General features: G+C 73.0%; 17 protein-coding genes. 12 read left to right on the forward strand and 5 right to left on the reverse strand.

Annotation, left to right across the window (positions count from 1 at the left end):
* The first annotated feature begins 50 nt into the window (after positions 1-50).
* Both dnaE and MRBLML1_RS18045 read left to right on the forward strand, forming a co-directional pair.
* Positions 51-3,623 (forward strand): DNA polymerase III subunit alpha, encoded by a 3,573-nt coding sequence (dnaE, locus tag MRBLML1_RS18040; RefSeq protein ID WP_364518522.1) that lies wholly within the window; start codon positions 51-53, stop codon positions 3,621-3,623.
* A complete protein-coding gene (locus tag MRBLML1_RS18045; RefSeq protein WP_364518524.1) occupies positions 3,620-4,180 on the forward strand; it encodes a hypothetical protein in 561 nt (186 codons plus the stop codon). Before dnaE ends, MRBLML1_RS18045 begins: the two co-directional genes overlap by 4 nt.
* On the opposite strand, the gene ybaK is transcribed toward MRBLML1_RS18045, so the two are convergent.
* Genes ybaK through MRBLML1_RS18060 form a run of 3 tightly spaced genes read right to left on the reverse strand, consistent with a single transcriptional unit; the run spans position 4,122 to position 6,371 of the window.
* On the reverse strand, positions 4,122-4,610 hold the full coding sequence (gene ybaK, locus MRBLML1_RS18050; RefSeq protein WP_364518526.1) for a Cys-tRNA(Pro) deacylase: 489 nt from the start codon (positions 4,608-4,610) through the stop codon (positions 4,122-4,124). The two genes, MRBLML1_RS18045 and ybaK, sit on opposite strands and share 59 nt — an antisense overlap.
* A gap of 14 nt (positions 4,611-4,624) precedes the next feature.
* On the reverse strand, positions 4,625-5,512 hold the full coding sequence (locus MRBLML1_RS18055) for a serine hydrolase (RefSeq protein WP_364518528.1): 888 nt from the start codon (positions 5,510-5,512) through the stop codon (positions 4,625-4,627).
* Positions 5,502-6,371 carry a LysR family transcriptional regulator gene (locus MRBLML1_RS18060; RefSeq protein ID WP_364518530.1) on the reverse strand — a complete coding sequence of 290 codons (870 nt, stop codon included), beginning with the start codon at positions 6,369-6,371 and terminating at the stop codon, positions 5,502-5,504. The genes MRBLML1_RS18055 and MRBLML1_RS18060 overlap by 11 nt, the downstream gene beginning before the upstream one ends.
* 80 nt (positions 6,372-6,451) lie before the next feature.
* On the opposite strand from MRBLML1_RS18060, the gene bla (MRBLML1_RS18065) reads away from it, so the two are divergent.
* From bla (MRBLML1_RS18065) to MRBLML1_RS18075, 3 genes are read left to right on the forward strand one after another with little or no spacing between them, the layout of a single operon-like run.
* The gene (gene bla / locus MRBLML1_RS18065) at positions 6,452-7,354 is read left to right on the forward strand and encodes a class A beta-lactamase (RefSeq protein ID WP_364518532.1); all 903 of its coding nucleotides are present in this window, start codon (positions 6,452-6,454) and stop codon (positions 7,352-7,354) included.
* A complete protein-coding gene (gene bla / locus MRBLML1_RS18070) occupies positions 7,351-8,151 on the forward strand; it encodes a class A beta-lactamase (protein WP_364518534.1) in 801 nt (266 codons plus the stop codon). Before bla (MRBLML1_RS18065) ends, bla (MRBLML1_RS18070) begins: the two co-directional genes overlap by 4 nt.
* A 24-nt stretch (positions 8,152-8,175) precedes the next feature.
* Positions 8,176-8,637 (forward strand): VOC family protein, encoded by a 462-nt coding sequence (locus MRBLML1_RS18075; protein WP_364518536.1) that lies wholly within the window; start codon positions 8,176-8,178, stop codon positions 8,635-8,637.
* Here the strand turns inward: MRBLML1_RS18075 and MRBLML1_RS18080 are convergent.
* Both MRBLML1_RS18080 and MRBLML1_RS18085 read right to left on the reverse strand, forming a co-directional pair.
* Entirely contained in the window at positions 8,634-9,299 is a 666-nt protein-coding gene (locus tag MRBLML1_RS18080; protein WP_364518538.1) for an LON peptidase substrate-binding domain-containing protein, read from the reverse strand. The genes MRBLML1_RS18075 and MRBLML1_RS18080 overlap by 4 nt on opposite strands.
* Before the next feature lie 40 nt (positions 9,300-9,339).
* On the reverse strand, positions 9,340-9,801 hold the full coding sequence (locus MRBLML1_RS18085) for an SRPBCC family protein (RefSeq protein ID WP_364518540.1): 462 nt from the start codon (positions 9,799-9,801) through the stop codon (positions 9,340-9,342).
* An 89-nt stretch (positions 9,802-9,890) separates the two neighbouring features.
* On the opposite strand from MRBLML1_RS18085, the gene MRBLML1_RS18090 reads away from it, so the two are divergent.
* Genes MRBLML1_RS18090 through hisF form a run of 7 tightly spaced genes read left to right on the forward strand, consistent with a single transcriptional unit; the run spans position 9,891 to position 15,682 of the window.
* The gene (locus MRBLML1_RS18090) at positions 9,891-10,484 is read left to right on the forward strand and encodes a TetR/AcrR family transcriptional regulator (protein WP_364518542.1); all 594 of its coding nucleotides are present in this window, start codon (positions 9,891-9,893) and stop codon (positions 10,482-10,484) included.
* A 28-nt stretch (positions 10,485-10,512) separates the two neighbouring features.
* Positions 10,513-11,817, forward strand: a complete 1,305-nt coding sequence (gene hisD, locus MRBLML1_RS18095; protein WP_364518543.1) for a histidinol dehydrogenase — start codon at positions 10,513-10,515, stop codon at positions 11,815-11,817.
* Complete coding sequence (locus tag MRBLML1_RS18100; protein WP_364518545.1) at positions 11,814-12,917, forward strand: histidinol-phosphate transaminase; 1,104 nt, start codon at positions 11,814-11,816, stop codon at positions 12,915-12,917. Before hisD ends, MRBLML1_RS18100 begins: the two co-directional genes overlap by 4 nt.
* Entirely contained in the window at positions 12,914-13,522 is a 609-nt protein-coding gene (hisB, locus tag MRBLML1_RS18105) for an imidazoleglycerol-phosphate dehydratase HisB (protein WP_364518547.1), read from the forward strand. Before MRBLML1_RS18100 ends, hisB begins: the two co-directional genes overlap by 4 nt.
* On the forward strand, positions 13,519-14,178 hold the full coding sequence (hisH, locus tag MRBLML1_RS18110; protein ID WP_364518549.1) for an imidazole glycerol phosphate synthase subunit HisH: 660 nt from the start codon (positions 13,519-13,521) through the stop codon (positions 14,176-14,178). The genes hisB and hisH overlap by 4 nt, the downstream gene beginning before the upstream one ends.
* A complete protein-coding gene (gene priA / locus MRBLML1_RS18115) occupies positions 14,175-14,912 on the forward strand; it encodes a bifunctional 1-(5-phosphoribosyl)-5-((5-phosphoribosylamino)methylideneamino)imidazole-4-carboxamide isomerase/phosphoribosylanthranilate isomerase PriA (RefSeq protein WP_364518551.1) in 738 nt (245 codons plus the stop codon). Before hisH ends, priA begins: the two co-directional genes overlap by 4 nt.
* Positions 14,909-15,682 (forward strand): imidazole glycerol phosphate synthase subunit HisF, encoded by a 774-nt coding sequence (gene hisF, locus MRBLML1_RS18120; protein WP_364518553.1) that lies wholly within the window; start codon positions 14,909-14,911, stop codon positions 15,680-15,682. Before priA ends, hisF begins: the two co-directional genes overlap by 4 nt.
* Positions 15,683-15,685 lie beyond the last annotated feature (3 nt).

The following is a 15,685-nucleotide window of genomic DNA, read 5'->3' on the forward strand; positions in this document are numbered from 1 at the left end:
CTCTTCCCCGAGCGCCCACCCCTGATCTCCTGAGGAGTGCCGAACCACACATGGCTGCCGACGCCGGGGACTTCGTCCACCTGCACGTCCACACCGAGTACTCGATGCTCGACGGGGCGTCGCTGCTCGACGGGCTGTTCACGCGCGTCAACGACCTCGGCATGTCGTCGATCGCGATGACCGACCACGGCAACCTGCACGGCGCCTACGACTTCTACTCCAAGGCCAAGAAGCACGGCGTCAAGCCGATCATCGGCATCGAGGCCTACGTGACGCCGGGGACCCCGCGCGGCGAGCGCCGCCGGGTCCGCTGGGGGCAGAGCAACGGCCCCGACGCGGCCGAGGAGGGCGGCAACGACGTCGCCGGCGGCGGCGCCTACACGCACATGACGATGTGGGCCGAGAGCACCGAGGGGATGCACAACCTCTTCCGGCTCTCCTCGCGCTCCAGCCTCGAGGGCTACTACTTCAAGCCGCGGATGGACAAGGAGATCCTGGCCGAGCACAGCAAGGGCCTCATCGTCTCCACCGGCTGCCCCTCCGGGGCGATCCAGACCCGCCTGCGCCTGGGCCAGTGGGACGAGGCGCTGCGCGAGGCCGGCGAGCTGCAGGACATCTTCGGCAAGGACAACGTCTTCCTCGAGCTGATGGACCACGGCATCAGCATCGAGAAGCGGGTCCGCGACGACCTGCTCCGGCTGGGCCGGGAGATGAACATCGCGCCGATCGCGACCAACGACTCCCACTACAACAACCCCGAGGACGCCGACGCCCACGACGCGCTCATCTGCGTCGCCTCCGGCAAGCGGCTCTCCGACACCAACCGGCTCAAGTTCGACGGCGGCGGCTACTACATCAAGTCCGCGGCCGAGATGCGCGAGCTGTGGGCCGACCGGTTCGGGATGCCCGAGGCGTGCGACAACACGGTCGCGATCGCGGAGCGCTGCGAGGTCGAGTTCAAGGAGTCCACGGGCGGTTACATGGCCCGTGCCGACATCCCCGCGGGCGAGACCGAGGAGTCCTGGTTCCGCAAGGAGGTCTGGCGCGGCATCGAGGCGCGCTACCCCGGCGACCGGATGACCCAGGAGGTCAAGGACCGGGTCGAGATGGAGCTCGCGATCGTCTCGCAGAAGGGCTACTGCGGCTACTACCTCGTGGTCGCCGACTTCATCCAGTGGTCCAAGCGCAACGGGATCCGGGTCGGCCCGGGTCGTGGCTCGGGTGCGGGCTCGATCGCGGCGTACGCACTGAGCATCACCGACCTGTGCCCGCTGGAGCACGGCCTGTTCTTCGAGCGCTTCCTCAACCCCGAGCGCCCCTCGATGCCCGACTTCGACATCGACTTCGACGACGCCCGGCGCGGCGAGGTCATCGCCTACGTCAGCGACAAGTACGGCGCCGAGCGGGTCGCGCAGATCGCGACCTTCGGCCGGCTGAAGTCCAAGGCCGCGATCAAGGACGCCGCCCGCGTGCTCGACCACGGCTTCGCGATCGGCGACAAGATCACCAAGGCGATGCCGCCCGACGTGATGGGCAAGGGCGTCCCGCTCAAGGAGATCTTCAACCCCGAGCACAAGCGCTACAACGACGGCGGCGAGTTCCGCTCGCTCTACGAGCAGGACGGCGACGTCCGCACGATCTACCAGACGGCGCTCGGCCTCGAGGGCCAGATCCGCAACTGGGGCGTGCACGCGGCCGGCGTGATCATGTCGAGCGAGCCGCTCATCGACATCGTCCCGATCATGGCCCGCCCGCAGGACGGCGCGGTCATCACCCAGTTCGACTACCCGATGTGCGAGTCGCTCGGGCTGGTCAAGATGGACTTCCTCGGCCTGTCCAACCTGCGCATCCTCGAGGACGCCCTGGTCAACATCAAGGCCAACAAGGACGAGGACGTGGTGCTCGAGGAGCTCCCGTTCGACGACCGGGCGACCTACGAGCTGATGGGCCGCGGCGACACCCTCGGCGTCTTCCAGCTCGATGGTGGCGGCATGCGCGCCCTGCTGCGCTCGATGCGCCCCGACCAGTTCGCCGACATCACGGCCGTCTCCGCGCTCTACCGGCCGGGCCCGATGGGTGCCGACTCGCACAACAAGTACGCCCGCCGCAAGAACGGCCGCGAGCCGATCGAGCCGATCCACCCCGCCCTCGCCGAGGCGCTGGAGCCGGTCCTGGGGGAGACCTACGGTCTCATCGTCTACCAGGAGCAGGTGATGGCGATCGCCCAGGTCCTGGCCGGCTTCACCCTCGGCGCCGCCGACAACCTGCGTCGCGCGATGGGCAAGAAGAAGAAGGAGGAGCTGGACAAGCAGTACGCCGGCTTCCAGGCGGGGATGCTGGAGCGGGGCTACCCGCAGAAGGCCATCGACACGCTGTGGGAGATCCTGCTCCCGTTCTCCGACTACGCCTTCAACAAGTCGCACTCGGCGGCCTACGGCGTCATCACCTACTGGACCGCCTACCTCAAGGCCAACTACCCGACTGAATACATGGCCGCGCTCCTGACGTCCGTCAAGGACGACAAGGACAAGATGGCGATCTACCTCAACGAGTGCCGCCGGATGAAGATCCAGGTGCTGCCCCCCGATGTCAACGAGTCGGCGCACAACTTCACCGCGGTCGGCCGCGACATCCGCTTCGGCCTGACCGCGATCCGCAACGTCGGCTCCAACGTGGTGGACGGCATCGTGGCGGCGCGCACCGAGCAGGGCCGGTTCACCGACTTCAACGACTTCCTGTCCAAGGTGCCCGCGACGGTGTGCAACAAGCGGGTCATCGACTCGCTGATCAAGGCCGGCGCGTTCGACGACATGAAGCACCTGCGACGTTCCCTGGTCGCGATCCACGAGACCGCCGTCGACCAGTACGTCGACATCAAGCGCAACGAGGCGATCGGGCAGGACTCGCTGTTCGCCGGCCTCGACGACGTCGACGGCGGCGAGGGCGGCTTCGGGGTCAGCGTGCCGATCCCGGACATCGACGAGTGGGACAAGATGACCCTGCTCGGCCACGAGCGGGAGATGCTCGGTCTCTACGTCTCCGACCACCCGCTGCTCGGCCTGGAGCACGTGCTCTCCAACGGCACCGACTGCACCATCGGCCAGCTGGTCACCGACGAGAACCGGCCGCACAACTCCACCGTCACCGTGGCCGGCCTGGTCACCTCGATCCAGCGCAAGATCACCAAGAACGGCGACCCGTGGGCCACCGTCACGCTGGAGGACCTCGAGGGCTCGATCGACGTGCTGCTGTTCCCGAGCAGCTACCGGCTCGCGGCGCCCTACCTCGTCGAGGACGCCATCATCCGGGTCCGTGGCCAGCTCGACACCGAGCGGGACACCGCCCAGCTGCGCGGCCAGGAGGTCACCGTCCCCGACCTGGACAAGGGCAGCGACGGGCCGGTCGTGATCAGCCTGCCCTCCACCCGGTGCACCGGCCCGGTCGTCCAGCAGCTGCGGGACGTGCTGATCACCCATCCCGGGTTGACCGAGGTGCGGCTGCAGCTGCTGAGCCGCGACTCCACCCGGCTCATGCGCCTGGGGGACAATCTCCGGGTGACTCCCAGTCCTGCGCTCTTCGCCGACCTCAAGCAGCTCCTCGGCCCCGGGTGCCTGGCCGGATGAGCCCGGCAGCAGCGGCCCGGCAGGCGGCCGTCCCGGTCGCTGTCGGCGCCGTCCTCGGGGCGGTGCTCGGCGCGGTCGGCGGCTTCGTGTGGTGGACCTGGTGGGGGCCGGCGCCGTCCGGCAAGATCTACGACACCACGCGCGGCCCGAAGTGGTATCCCGACCCCTTCGACCCGGGCATCACCCGTGACTTCAGCGGGACGGCGACGTATGTCGTGGTGGGCTTCGCGATCGCGCTGCTGCTCGGCCTGGTGGCCGGCTGGGTGTGCCGGCACACGGCGCTGGTCGGCCTCGGTGCCGTGGTGGTCGCGAGCCTGGTCGGTGCCGCGGTGATGGTGGTGGTCGGCGTCATGCAGAGCCCGGCCAACCCGCAGGACGAGGCCAGCGCGACGACGATCGGCAAGGTCCTGCCGGGACATCTGGAGGTGGCCGGCTTCACGCCGTACCTCGCGTGGCCGGTGGGCGCGCTGCTGGGCTACCTGGTCGTGATGCTCTCCATCACCGCCGAATCGCGGCGACCCGAGCAGCCGTCAGCCGCACCAGCTCTGCAGGACTGAGCTCGACCTCCAGCCCGCGTCGTCCGGCGGAGACGTAGATCGTCGGCCGGTCCAGGGCGGAGTCGTCGACGACGGTCGGGTGCGCGGTGCGCTGGCCGAGCGGGGAGATCCCGCCGAGGACGTAGCCGGTGGCGCGCTCGGCCGCCCGCGGGTCGGCCATGGCGGCCCTGCGTCCGCCGACGGCCCGGGCGAGCGCCTTGAGGTCGAGCTGTCCGGTGACCGGGACGACGCCGACCACGAGCGTGCCGTCCACGTCGGCGAGCAGGGTCTTGAACACCCGGTCCGGGTCGATGCCCAGCGCCTCGGCCGCCTCGGTGCCGTACGACGCCGCGCGCGGGTCGTGCTCGTAGGCATGGACGGTGAACACCACCCCGGCGGCGCTCAGCGCGGTCGTGGCCGGCGTCGCGCCGGACTGCTTCTTCTTCGCCATGTCGTCCGCCGCGCTCAGCCGCGCAGCGCCTCCACCGCGAGCCGGGCGGCGTGCCCGATCGCGAGCTCCGCCTCCATCTGCACGGCGGCCGGCACCGCCGAGCGGGTGAGCACCGCGACCGCGATCCGCTCGGTGTCGCCGAGCTCGACGACACCGGCCTCGTGGCGCAGGTCGAGGAAGGTGCCGGTCTTGGAGCGCACCCGCACCTCGTCGCTGACCAGCTCGACGGCCAGCCGGTGCCGGACCAGCTGGTGCCCGAGCATCGCGCGCAGCCGCCCGGCGACACCGGGCGCGCCGACCTCGTCGGCCCAGACCCGCGCCAGCAGGGTGACCAGCGACCGGGCGGTGCCGACGTTGGCCCGGGTCGGGTCGAGCTCGTCGATGACGTGGCCACCGCCCGGCGTACGGCCACCGCCCGTGAGCGCGAGCCCGGCCGCGGTGACCGTCCCGGAGGTGCCGTAGATCGCCCGCATCGAGTGCCGCAGCACGATCTCGGGGAAGCCGAGCCCGGCGATCCGGGCGGCCACCTCGTCCCGTCCGATCCGGTCCAGCAGCAGGTCGGTCGCGGCGTTGTCGCTGACCGCGAGCGCGAGCTGGAGCAGGTCCTCGGCGGCGACCCGGCCGGGATGCCGGAAGGCGGCGACCCCGGTGGGGCCGCTGGTGGTCGCCCGCGGGTCGAGGTCGAAGGGCTCGGCGGGGTCGAGCTCACCGCGGGCGAAGGCGTCGAGCACGACGAGCGCGACCGGCAGCTTGACGACCGAGGCGAGCGGCCAGGGCTCGTCGGCGCCGAAGCCCAGCTCCTCGCCGGTGCCGAGGTGGCGGGCGAGCAACGAGCCGGTGAGCCCGGTCGCGGTCCACTCCCGCTGGACGTCGGCGACGACCGCCGCGTGCTCAGGCCGCACCGCGGCCCACCTCCCCACCGAGGCCCTCGGCGAGCCGGCGGACCAGCGCACGGTGCTGGTCGGGGGTGAGCCCGGTGCCGTCGAGGCGGTAGCCGCGGACCAGGGGAGTGGCCAGCGGCGACCAGGCGACGCCCTCGCGCCGCGCCTCCGCGGCGCCTGCGAGCACCACGTCGTCCCACTCGTGGACGCGGGTCCACGCCTCCGCGGGCGGCGTGCCGACGACGACCTGGTCGGCGCGCAGGCCGGCGGCGAAGGCCGCGGTGCGCAACGGGTCCCGGACCGCCGGCACGTCGTCCTCGGCGAGCAGGTGCACGGCCCGGGCGGGCAGGTCGCGCTGGCGCACCGGGCGGCGCAGCCGGTCCAGGTGGAAGGTGGCCGGCGGGCGCCGGTCGACGTGCGCGATCCCGAGCGGGACGAGCACCTCGCCCGCGTCGGGGGCCGTGGGGAGCAGTGCGAGCGCGGCGGTGCCGGTGCCCAGCGCCACCTCCCGCTCGGGTGGGTCGGCGACGGTGAAGCCGACCCGCAGGCCCGGGAGCCCGCGCCGGATCGCGGCCCGGGCGCGTGCCTCCACCCCCTCCGGTACGGCGACCACGAGCCCCTCGGCGTCCCCGAACGCCCGCTCGATCCGCTCCACGCCGGACAGCACGTCGTCGGCCAGCGGCAGCAGCCGCTCGCCCTCGGCGGTCAGGTCGACCTTGCGCGAGGAGCGGCGCAGCAGGCTGACGCCCAGGTGCCGCTCCAGGGCGGCCACCCGACGGCTCGCGACCGGCTGCGGCTGTCCGCAGCGCTCGGCGCCGCGGGTGAAGCTGCGCTCGTGGGCGACCGCGCTGAAGGTGCGCAGGGACGCCACGAGATCCATGCGGGAAACATACAGATCCGGCATGAATCGGGGTCCGGGTGTCTTGGTCCGGCCCGGCCCGGGCGGGTCATCGTCGCCCCATGACCCCTCCCTCCCGGCTCACCCGCCGCTCGGTGCTGGGCGGCGCGGCGGCGCTCACCGGCGCGACCGTCCTCGGCCGTCCCGATGCCGCGCTCGCCCAGGACGCCACCGACGCCCTGCGCGCCATCGAGGCCCGCCACGACCGGCGGGTCGGCCTCTACGCCCGCAACCTGCGCACCGGCCGGGCGCTCGCGCACCGCGCCGACGAGCGGTTCGCGCTGTGCTCGACGTTCAAGACCTTCGCCGTCGGCGCCCTGCTCGACGGCCGGCTCGTCGCCCCGGACCCGCAGGTGCTCGACCGCCGGGCGTACTACCCGCCCTCCCTGGTGCGGGGCGACCTGTGGGCGCCCGCGACCCGGCGCTGGCTGGCCGAGGGCTACGCGCCGACGTTCGCCGAGGTGTGCGAGGCGGCGATCCGCGACAGCGACAACGGCGCCGCCAACCTCGTGGTCCAGCAGCTCGGTGGCCCGGAGGTCGTGACCCGGCTGTTCCGCGACCTCGGCGACCGGACCAGCCGGCTGGACCGGTGGGAGCCGGACATGAGCGGCTACGCGCCCGGGCAGGTGCTCGACACCGCCACCCCGCGCTCGCTCGGCACCAGCTTCGCGAGCCTGCTGCTCGGACGGACCCTGGCCTGCCGTCAGCGCGAGCGGCTGCTCGGCTGGCTGCGGGAGAACCGGACCGACCCGCCGTTCCGGACGGTGCTGCCGGCGGGCTGGACGATCGCCGACAAGACCGGGTCGGGCGACTACGCCACGCGCAACGACGTGGGGATCGCGTGGTCACCGTCCGGCGTACCGCTGCTGGTGAGCTGTCTGACCCGAGCCGACGACCCCGCGGCCGAGCGGCTCGACGCCCCGGTCGCGGAGGCCTTCACGGTGGCGCTGGAGGCTCTGCGATGAGCCGCCGGATCGCGGCCCTGGAGGCGGAGCACGGGCGCCGGATCGGGCTGCACGCCCGCAACCTGCGCACCGGGCGGGAGCTGAACCATCGTCCCGACGAGCGGTTCGTGATGTGCTCGACGTTCAAGGTGCTCGCCGCGGCCGCCGTGCTCGACGGCCGGCTCGTGACCCCGGACGCCCAGGTGCTGCGGCGCCGCGCCAGCTGGCCGCCCTCGCTGGTGGCGGGCGCGGGCTACGCCGCGCGGATGCAGGAGTGGCAGGACGCGGCGTACCGACCGCTGGTCGCGGAGGTCTGCGAGGCGGCCCTGGTCGCCAGCGACAACGCGGCCGGCAACTGGCTGCTCGGCCTGGTCGGCGGGCCGGGCGCGATCATCCGGCTGGCCCGCGACCTCGGCGACCCGGTGACCGCGCTGACCCGCTGGGAGCCCGACCTCAACCAGTGGGTGCCGGGTGCCACCCGGGACACCACGACGCCGCGGGCCCAGGGCGGCAACTACGCCGCGCTGCTCCTCGGCCGCGCGCTGGCGCCCTCGGACCGCCGGCGCCTGCACGACTGGATGGCCGCCAGCACGACCGGCGCGAAGGCGCTGCGCGCGGGCCTGCTGCCGGGCTGGACGATCGTGGAGAAGACCGGCTCGGGCGACTTCGGGGCCCGCAACGACGTCGGTGTCGCCCGGACCCCGGACGGCACGCCGGTCGTGATCAGCTGCCTGACCAACGGGCTGGCGAGCACGGACCAGCCGCTCGACGCGGTGCTGGCCGACGTCGGCCGGGTCTGCGCGGAGACGCTGGGCTGACCAGGGCGGGGGGATCATGGCGCCATGAGTGAGATGTCCCCGCCCCGCCAGCTCCGCCTGATCATCGAGGCCGACGACTTCGACGAGGCGGTGACCTACTTCCGCGACGTGCTCGGCATGCCCGAGCAGGCGGCCTTCGCGACCACCGGTGAGGACCGGGTCGCGATCCTGCACGCCGGCCTCGCCACCATCGAGGTCGCCAGCCGGGCACACGCCCGCGCGATCGACGAGGTCGAGGGAGCGCCGCCCGCGACCGGGCCGAGCCTGCGCATCGCGCTGGAGGTCGACGACACCCCGGCGGCGCTGGCGGCCTCGACCGACGCCGGCCGGCCGCTGCTGGCGCCCGCCGTCGAGACGCCGTTCCGCTCGCTCAACGGCCGCGTGCAGGGCCCGGCCGGGTGGCAGGTGACCTTCTTCCAGGAGCTCGAGACGCTGGCGGAGCGCACCCGTCGGACCGGTTTCGTGACCGACGACGAGCGGCCCTAGTTCGGCGACCAGCGGGTCCGCGCGACCTCGGTCGCCGGCAGCGAGGTGATCACGTTGATCGCCCGCAGCTCCGAGCGGAGCAGGTCGGTGACGAGCACCAGCCGCTCCGCCGGGTCGGTGGCCTCCAGCAGCTGCTGGCGCTCGCCGAGGGGGAGCGGGGAGCACGCGGCCAGGGTCCAGGACAGGAACGCCGGGTCCTTCGGCAGCTCGCCCTCCAGCGGGTCGCCGGCGATCTCGCTGACCACCGCGCGGTAGGCCGCGAAGGTGCTCCGCGCACGCTCCACGAGCTCCACCGGTACGTCCACGGGTGGCTCCGGCAGCGCCTGCACCTCGCCGAGCGGGAAGGTGTCGGTGGGCCGCAACCGGTCGAGCTGGATCCGGTCGCGGCCCACGGCGACGATGTCGAAGGTGCCGTCGGCGTGCGCCTCGACCTCGGTGAGCTGCATCCGCACGCCCACCCGGAAGAGCGACTGCGCGCCGTGGTCGCCGACCTCGTAGCCCTCGCGGATCGCCACCGAGCCGAACAGCCGTTGCGCGGGGTCCTCGATGCGCAGCAGGTGGTGGACCAGGGCGCGGTAGCGGTCCTCGAAGACCCGCAACGGCAGGCTGACCCCCGGGTAGAGCACCGCGTTGAGCGGGAACATCGGGAGCTGGTCCGTCACGGGACTCAACCTAGTCCCCGGCCGGTCGCGGCCCGGCGCATCAGCGCGGCGCGCCCTCCGCGCTCGCCTTGATCCCGGCCAGCGTGGTGCGCATGCCCGTGCGCAGGGTGTCGGTGAACGCGTCCAGCCCGCCGAGGTAGCCCTCGGTCAGCTCCAGCGAGAGCGGCGAGATGCCCTCGGGCGTCGTACGGCGCTGGTGCAGGACGGTGCCGCCGTCCGCGGCCGGCTCGAGGGCGAAGGACCAGACCGCCCAGTTCTCCTCGATCCGGAAGGCCAGGTGCCGCTCGGGCTCGTGACGGACCACCTCGCCGTGGGTGATCCAGGCGAGCTCGCCGTGCACGTTGCGGTTGGTGAAGCGGGTGCCCTCGGCCGTCGTACCGGCGTCGGAGAGGCGGGTGGAGTCGACCTGCGGGCTCCACTCGGCCATCCGGGTGAGGTCGCCGACGAGTGCCCACACGGTGGCGGGGGAGGCGGCGATGGTGACGTGGTCGTGCAGGTCCATGGGGTTCCTCTCGTGAAATGCGACCGATCGGTCGTACGTTCGGCACGCTAGCAAACTTTGCGTCCGGTCGGTCGGGTATATTCGCGGCCATGACCGACGGACGACGCGAGCGCGGGGACCGGACCCGCCGGCACGCCGCGCGCACCGCCGCCGGGATGGCGACGGTCGGCGGCCTCGACGCGATCACCGTCGGGTCGCTCGCCGAGGCGACCGGTGCCAGCAAGAGCGGGCTGCTGACCGTCTTCGGCAACCGCGAGGAGATCCTGCTCGCGGCCGTCGCCGAGGCCCGCACGCTGTACGTCGAGCATGTCGTCGCCCCGGCCTGGCCGGCCACCGGGGGCGCGCCCCGGCTGCACGCCCTGCTGGCGCACTGGGTCGCCTACCTGCGCGCGGAGGTGTTCCCGGGCGGCTGCTTCGTGGCGACCACCTCGGCGGAGTACGGCCACCGCACCGGCCGGGTCGCCGACGCGGTCCGCGCGCTCAAGCGGGAGTGGCTCGACCTGCTGGAGCGCGAGCTGGCGACCGCGGGTGCCGTGGACCCGGCCGAGGCGGCCTTCCGGATCGACGCCTACCTGGTCGCCGGGAACACCCGCCGCGAGCTCTGCGGCGACGACGCCGCCCTCGACACCGCGCACCGGCTCGCCTCGGCGGTCGTCCCGGCAGGCGTCACCGGCACCGGCTGACCCGCCGCACGCCCGTAGAATCGGGGACATGTCTCTCATCCGCCGCATCGACCTGCGCGAGGCCGGTCCCGAGACCGACTACCGCGCAGCCGTGCCCCGCGCCGACTTCGACATCGAGGCGGCGGTCCCGGCGGTGCATGCGATCTGCGAGGAGGTCCGCACCCGCGGGCTGGACGCGATCGTCGAGCTCGGCGAGAAGTTCGACGGCGTGCGGGTCGAGGACGTCCGGGTCTCCCCGGCCGCGCTGCGGACCGCGCTCGACGAGCTGGACCCCGACATCCGGGCCGGCCTGGAGGAGTCCGTCCGCCGGCTGCGCGCGACCTGCGCCAACGAGCTGGAGACCGACGCCGTCACCGACCTCGGCCCCGGCGCCCGGGTCACCCACCGCAATGTGCCGGTCGGCCGGGTGGGCCTCTACGTCCCCGGGGGCCTGGCGCCGCTGGTGTCCAGCGTGCTGATGAACGTCGTGCCCGCCCAGGTCGCCGGCGTGGAGTCGATCGCCCTGGCGAGCCCGCCGCAGAAGGAGTTCGGCGGCTCCGTCCACCCCACGATCCTGGCGGCCTGCGCGCTGCTCGGCGTCGAGGAGGTCTACGCCGTCGGCGGCGCCCAGGCGATCGCGATGTTCGCCTACGGCACCGGCCCCTGCAAGCGGGTCGACCTGGTCACCGGGCCCGGCAACATCTGGGTGGTCACCGCGAAGCGGATCCTCAAGGGGCAGATCGGCATCGACTCCGAGGCCGGCCCGACCGAGATCGCGATCCTCGCCGACGACACCGGCGACGCGTCGTACGTCGCGGCGGACCTGATCAGCCAGGCCGAGCACGACCCGCTCGCCGCCTCGGTCCTGGTCACCACCTCCGAGCGGCTGGCCGCCGAGGTGGAGGGCGAGCTGGAGACCCAGGTCGCCGCGACCAAGCACAGCGAGCGGATCACCACCTCCCTCGGCGGTCAGCAGTCCGGCATCGTGCTGGTGCGCGACCTGGAGCAGGGCCTCGACGTCGTCAACGCCTATGCCGCCGAGCACCTGGAGATCCACACCGAGGACGCCTCCGCGTGGGCCGCCCGGGTGCGCAACGCCGGCGCGATCTTCGTCGGCCCGCACGCCCCGGTCAGCCTCGGTGACTACTGCGCCGGCTCCAACCACGTGCTGCCGACCGCCGGCTGCGCGTGCCACTCCTCGGGCCTGTCGGTGCGCGCGTTCACCAAGTCGGTGCACGTCGTGGACTACTCCGAGGCCGCGCTGCGCGAGGTCGCGGGCCACGTGGTGACCCTCGCCGAGGCCGAGGACCTGCCCGGCCACGGTGCCGCGGTCACCGTGCGGGTGGCTCGATGACCTGGCCGCCGCTGCGCGAGGAGCTCCAGGGGATCGAGCCGTACGGCGCACCGCAGCTGGACGTCCCCGTCCAGCTCAACGTCAACGAGAACCCCTACGGCCCGTCCGCGGCCTGCGTCGCCGACATCGCGGCCGCGGCGGGGGAGGCGGCCGCGAGCCTGAACCGCTACCCGGACCGGGAGTTCGTGGCGCTGCGCCAGGCGCTGGCGTGGTACCTCTCCCGCGACACCGAGGCCGGTGTCACGCCCGAGCAGGTGTGGGCCGCCAACGGCTCGAACGAGGTGATGCTGCAGCTGCTCCAGGCCTTCGGTGGGCCCGGGCGCACGGCGCTGAGCTTCGCGCCGACGTACTCGATGTACCCGGAGTACGCCCGCGACACCCACACCCGCTGGGTCGCCGGGCACCGCGCCGAGGACTTCTCGATCGACCTCGACGCCGCGCGCGACCTGGTCAAGACCGAGCAGCCGGGCGTGATCCTGCTGCCGAGCCCCAACAACCCGACCGGCACCGCGCTGCCGCACGACGCGATCGGCGTGCTCTGCGAGGCGGCGGGGGACGGGCTGGTCGTGGTCGACGAGGCCTACGGCGAGTTCCGCCGCGCGGGTGTGCCGAGCGCGCTGGAGCTGCTGCCGACGTACCGCAACCTGGTGGTGACGCGCACCATGAGCAAGGCGTTCGCGGGTGCCGGGCTGCGGCTGGGCTACCTCGCGGCGGCGCCGGAGATCTGCGACGCGATCCGGGTCGTCCGGCTGCCCTACCACCTCTCGGCCGTCACCCAGGCCGTCGCGCTGGCGGCGCTCAAGCACGCCCAGGAGCTGCTCGGCCGGGTCGACGACCTGCGCGCGGAGCGCGACCGGCTCGTGGACTGGCTGCGTGCCGAGGGGTACGACGTCGCCGACTCGGACGCCAATTTCGTGTTGTTCGGGCGATTCGCCGACCGGCATGCTGTCTGGCAGGGTCTCCTCGACCGGGGAGTCCTGATCCGGGAGACCGGGCCGGAGGGCTGGCTGCGGGTCTCGGTCGGCACCCCGGACGAGATGGCGGCCTTCCGGGCCGCACTGCGAGAAGTCAGCACTGAAGTGAACGGAGAGCGCGCATGAGCCGCACCGCCCGCATCGAGCGCCAGACGAGCGAGTCCAAGGTCCTCGTCGAGGTGGACATCGACGGCACCGGCCGCCACGACATCTCCACCGGCGTCGGCTTCTACGACCACATGCTCACCGCCTTCGCCCGCCACGCGCTGGTCGACCTCACGGTGCAGACCGAGGGCGACGTGCACATCGACGCCCACCACACCACCGAGGACACCGCGATCGCGCTCGGCCAGGCGCTGCGCGAGGCCCTGGGGGACAAGAAGGGCATCCGCCGCTTCGGCGACGCCACCGTCCCGCTCGACGAGGCGCTCGTGCACGCCGTCGTCGACGTCTCCGGGCGGCCCTACTGCGTGCACACCGGCGAGCCGGAGGGGCAGCAGTACGTCCAGCTCGGCGGCTCCGGGGTGTCGTACCTCGGCTCGCTGACCCAGCACGTCTTCGAGTCGATCGCCTTCCACGGGCACTTCGCGCTGCACGTACGGGTGCTCGCCGGCCGCGAGCCGCACCACATCGTGGAGACCCAGTTCAAGGCCTTCGCGCGTGCCTTCCGCGACGCCGTCGCGCTCGACCCGCGCGAGACCGGGATCCCCTCCACCAAGGGTGCTTTGTGACGGCTCCCTCCGTCGTCGTCCTCGACTACGGTTCCGGCAACCTGCGCTCCGCCGTCCGCGCGGTCGAGCGCGCCGGCGCCGACGTCACCCTCACCGGTGACCTGGACGCGGCGATGGAGGCCGACGGCCTGCTCGTGCCCGGCGTCGGCGCCTACGAGGCGTGCATGCGCGGGCTGCGCGCGATCCGGGGTGAGCGGATCATCGCCCGCCGGCTCTCGGGCGGCCGCCCGGTGCTCGGCATCTGCGTGGGCATGCAGGTCCTGTTCGCCAAGGGGATCGAGCACGGTGTCGAGACCGAGGGTTGCGACGAGTGGCCGGGTGTCGTCGAGCGGTTGCAGGCCCCGATCGTGCCGCACATGGGCTGGAACACCGTCGAGGTGCCGCCCGGGACCCGGTTGTTCGCGGGGATCGAGGACGAGCGCTTCTACTTCGTGCACTCCTACGGCGTGCGCGACTGGACCCTGGTCACCAACGACCGCACCCCGGACAGCCACCAGCCGCTGGTGACCTGGGCCGAGACGGGACGTGTCGAGGGGGCGGGCGACCGCTTCGTCGCCGCCGTGGAGAACGGACCGCTCTGCGCCACGCAGTTCCACCCGGAGAAGTCGGGGGACGCGGGCGCCCAACTGTTGAGGAACTGGGTGACATCACTGTGACTGCCTACCTGGAGCTGCTGCCCGCCGTGGACATCAAGGGCGGCCAGGCCGTCCAGCTGGTGCAGGGTGTCGACGGCTCCGAGAAGCGTTTCGGCGACCCGATCGAGGCGGCCCTGCGCTGGCAGGAGGCCGGCGCCGAGTGGCTGCACCTCGTCGACCTCGACGCCGCCTTCGGCCACGGCGAGAACCGCGCCCTCCAGGCCGAGATCGTCGGCCGGCTCGACATCCAGGTCGAGATGAGCGGCGGGATCCGCGACGACGAGTCGCTGGAGGCCGCGATGGCGACCGGCTGCCGGCGGGTGAACATCGGGACCGCGGCGCTCGAGCAGCCCGAGTGGTGCGCGAGGGCCATCGCGACGTACGGCGACCGGGTGGCGGTCGGCCTCGACGTCCGCGGCGGCACCCTGGCCGCCCGCGGCTGGACCAAGGACGGCGGCGACCTCTACGAGACGCTGGCCCGCCTCGACGCCGAGGGCTGTGCCCGCTACGTCGTCACCGACGTCAACAAGGACGGCATGCTGCAGGGCCCGAACCTCCAGCTCCTGCAGGACGTCTGTGCCGCGACCGCGCGTCCGGTCGTCGCCTCCGGCGGCGTCACCACCCTCGACGACATCCGCGCGCTGATGGACCTGGTGCCGCTGGGCGTCGAGGGCGCGATCGCCGGCACGGCGCTCTACACCGGGCAGTTCACCCTCGAGGACGCGCTCGCCCTCACCAAGGGCGGGCTCGTATGACGCTCGCCGTCCGGGTGATCCCCTGCCTGGACGTCGACGCCGGACGCGTCGTCAAGGGAGTCAACTTCCAGGACCTGCGCGACGCCGGTGACCCGGTCGAGCTCGCCAAGCTCTACGACGCCGAGGGTGCCGACGAGCTGACCTTCCTCGACATCTCCGCCTCCCACGAGGGCCGGGCCACGACGATGGACATCGTCTCCGCCACCGCCGAGCAGGTCTTCATCCCGCTCACCGTGGGCGGCGGCATCTCCTCGGTCGACGACGTCGACCGCCTGCTGCGCGCCGGCGCCGACAAGGTCGCCGTCAACACCGCCGCGATCCGCCGTCCCGACCTGGTCGCCGAGATCGCCCAGCGCTTCGGCAACCAGGTGCTGGTCCTCTCCGTCGACGCCCGCCGGGTCGGTCCCGACGGACCGGCCACCGGCTCCGGCTTCGAGGTCACCACCCACGGCGGGCGCCGGTCCGCCGGCATCGACGCCGTCGAGTGGGCCGTGCGTGCCGCCGAGCTCGGCGCGGGGGAGATCCTGCTCAACGCCATGGACGCCGACGGCACCACCGACGGCTTCGACCTGGAGCTGATCCGCGCGGTCCGCGCCGAGGTCGCCATCCCGGTCATCGCCTCGGGCGGTGCGGGCGCCGTCGAGCACTTCCCGCCCGCCGTGCAGGCCGGGGCCGACGCGGTCCTCGCCGCCACCGTCTTCCACTTCGGCACCCTGCGCATCGCCGACGTCAAGGAGTCGCTGGCCGGCGCGGGCGTGCCCGTGCGCTGACGG

This window comes from Nocardioides sp. LML1-1-1.1 (assembly GCF_040676175.1).
GTDB lineage: Bacteria > Actinomycetota > Actinomycetes > Propionibacteriales > Nocardioidaceae > Nocardioides.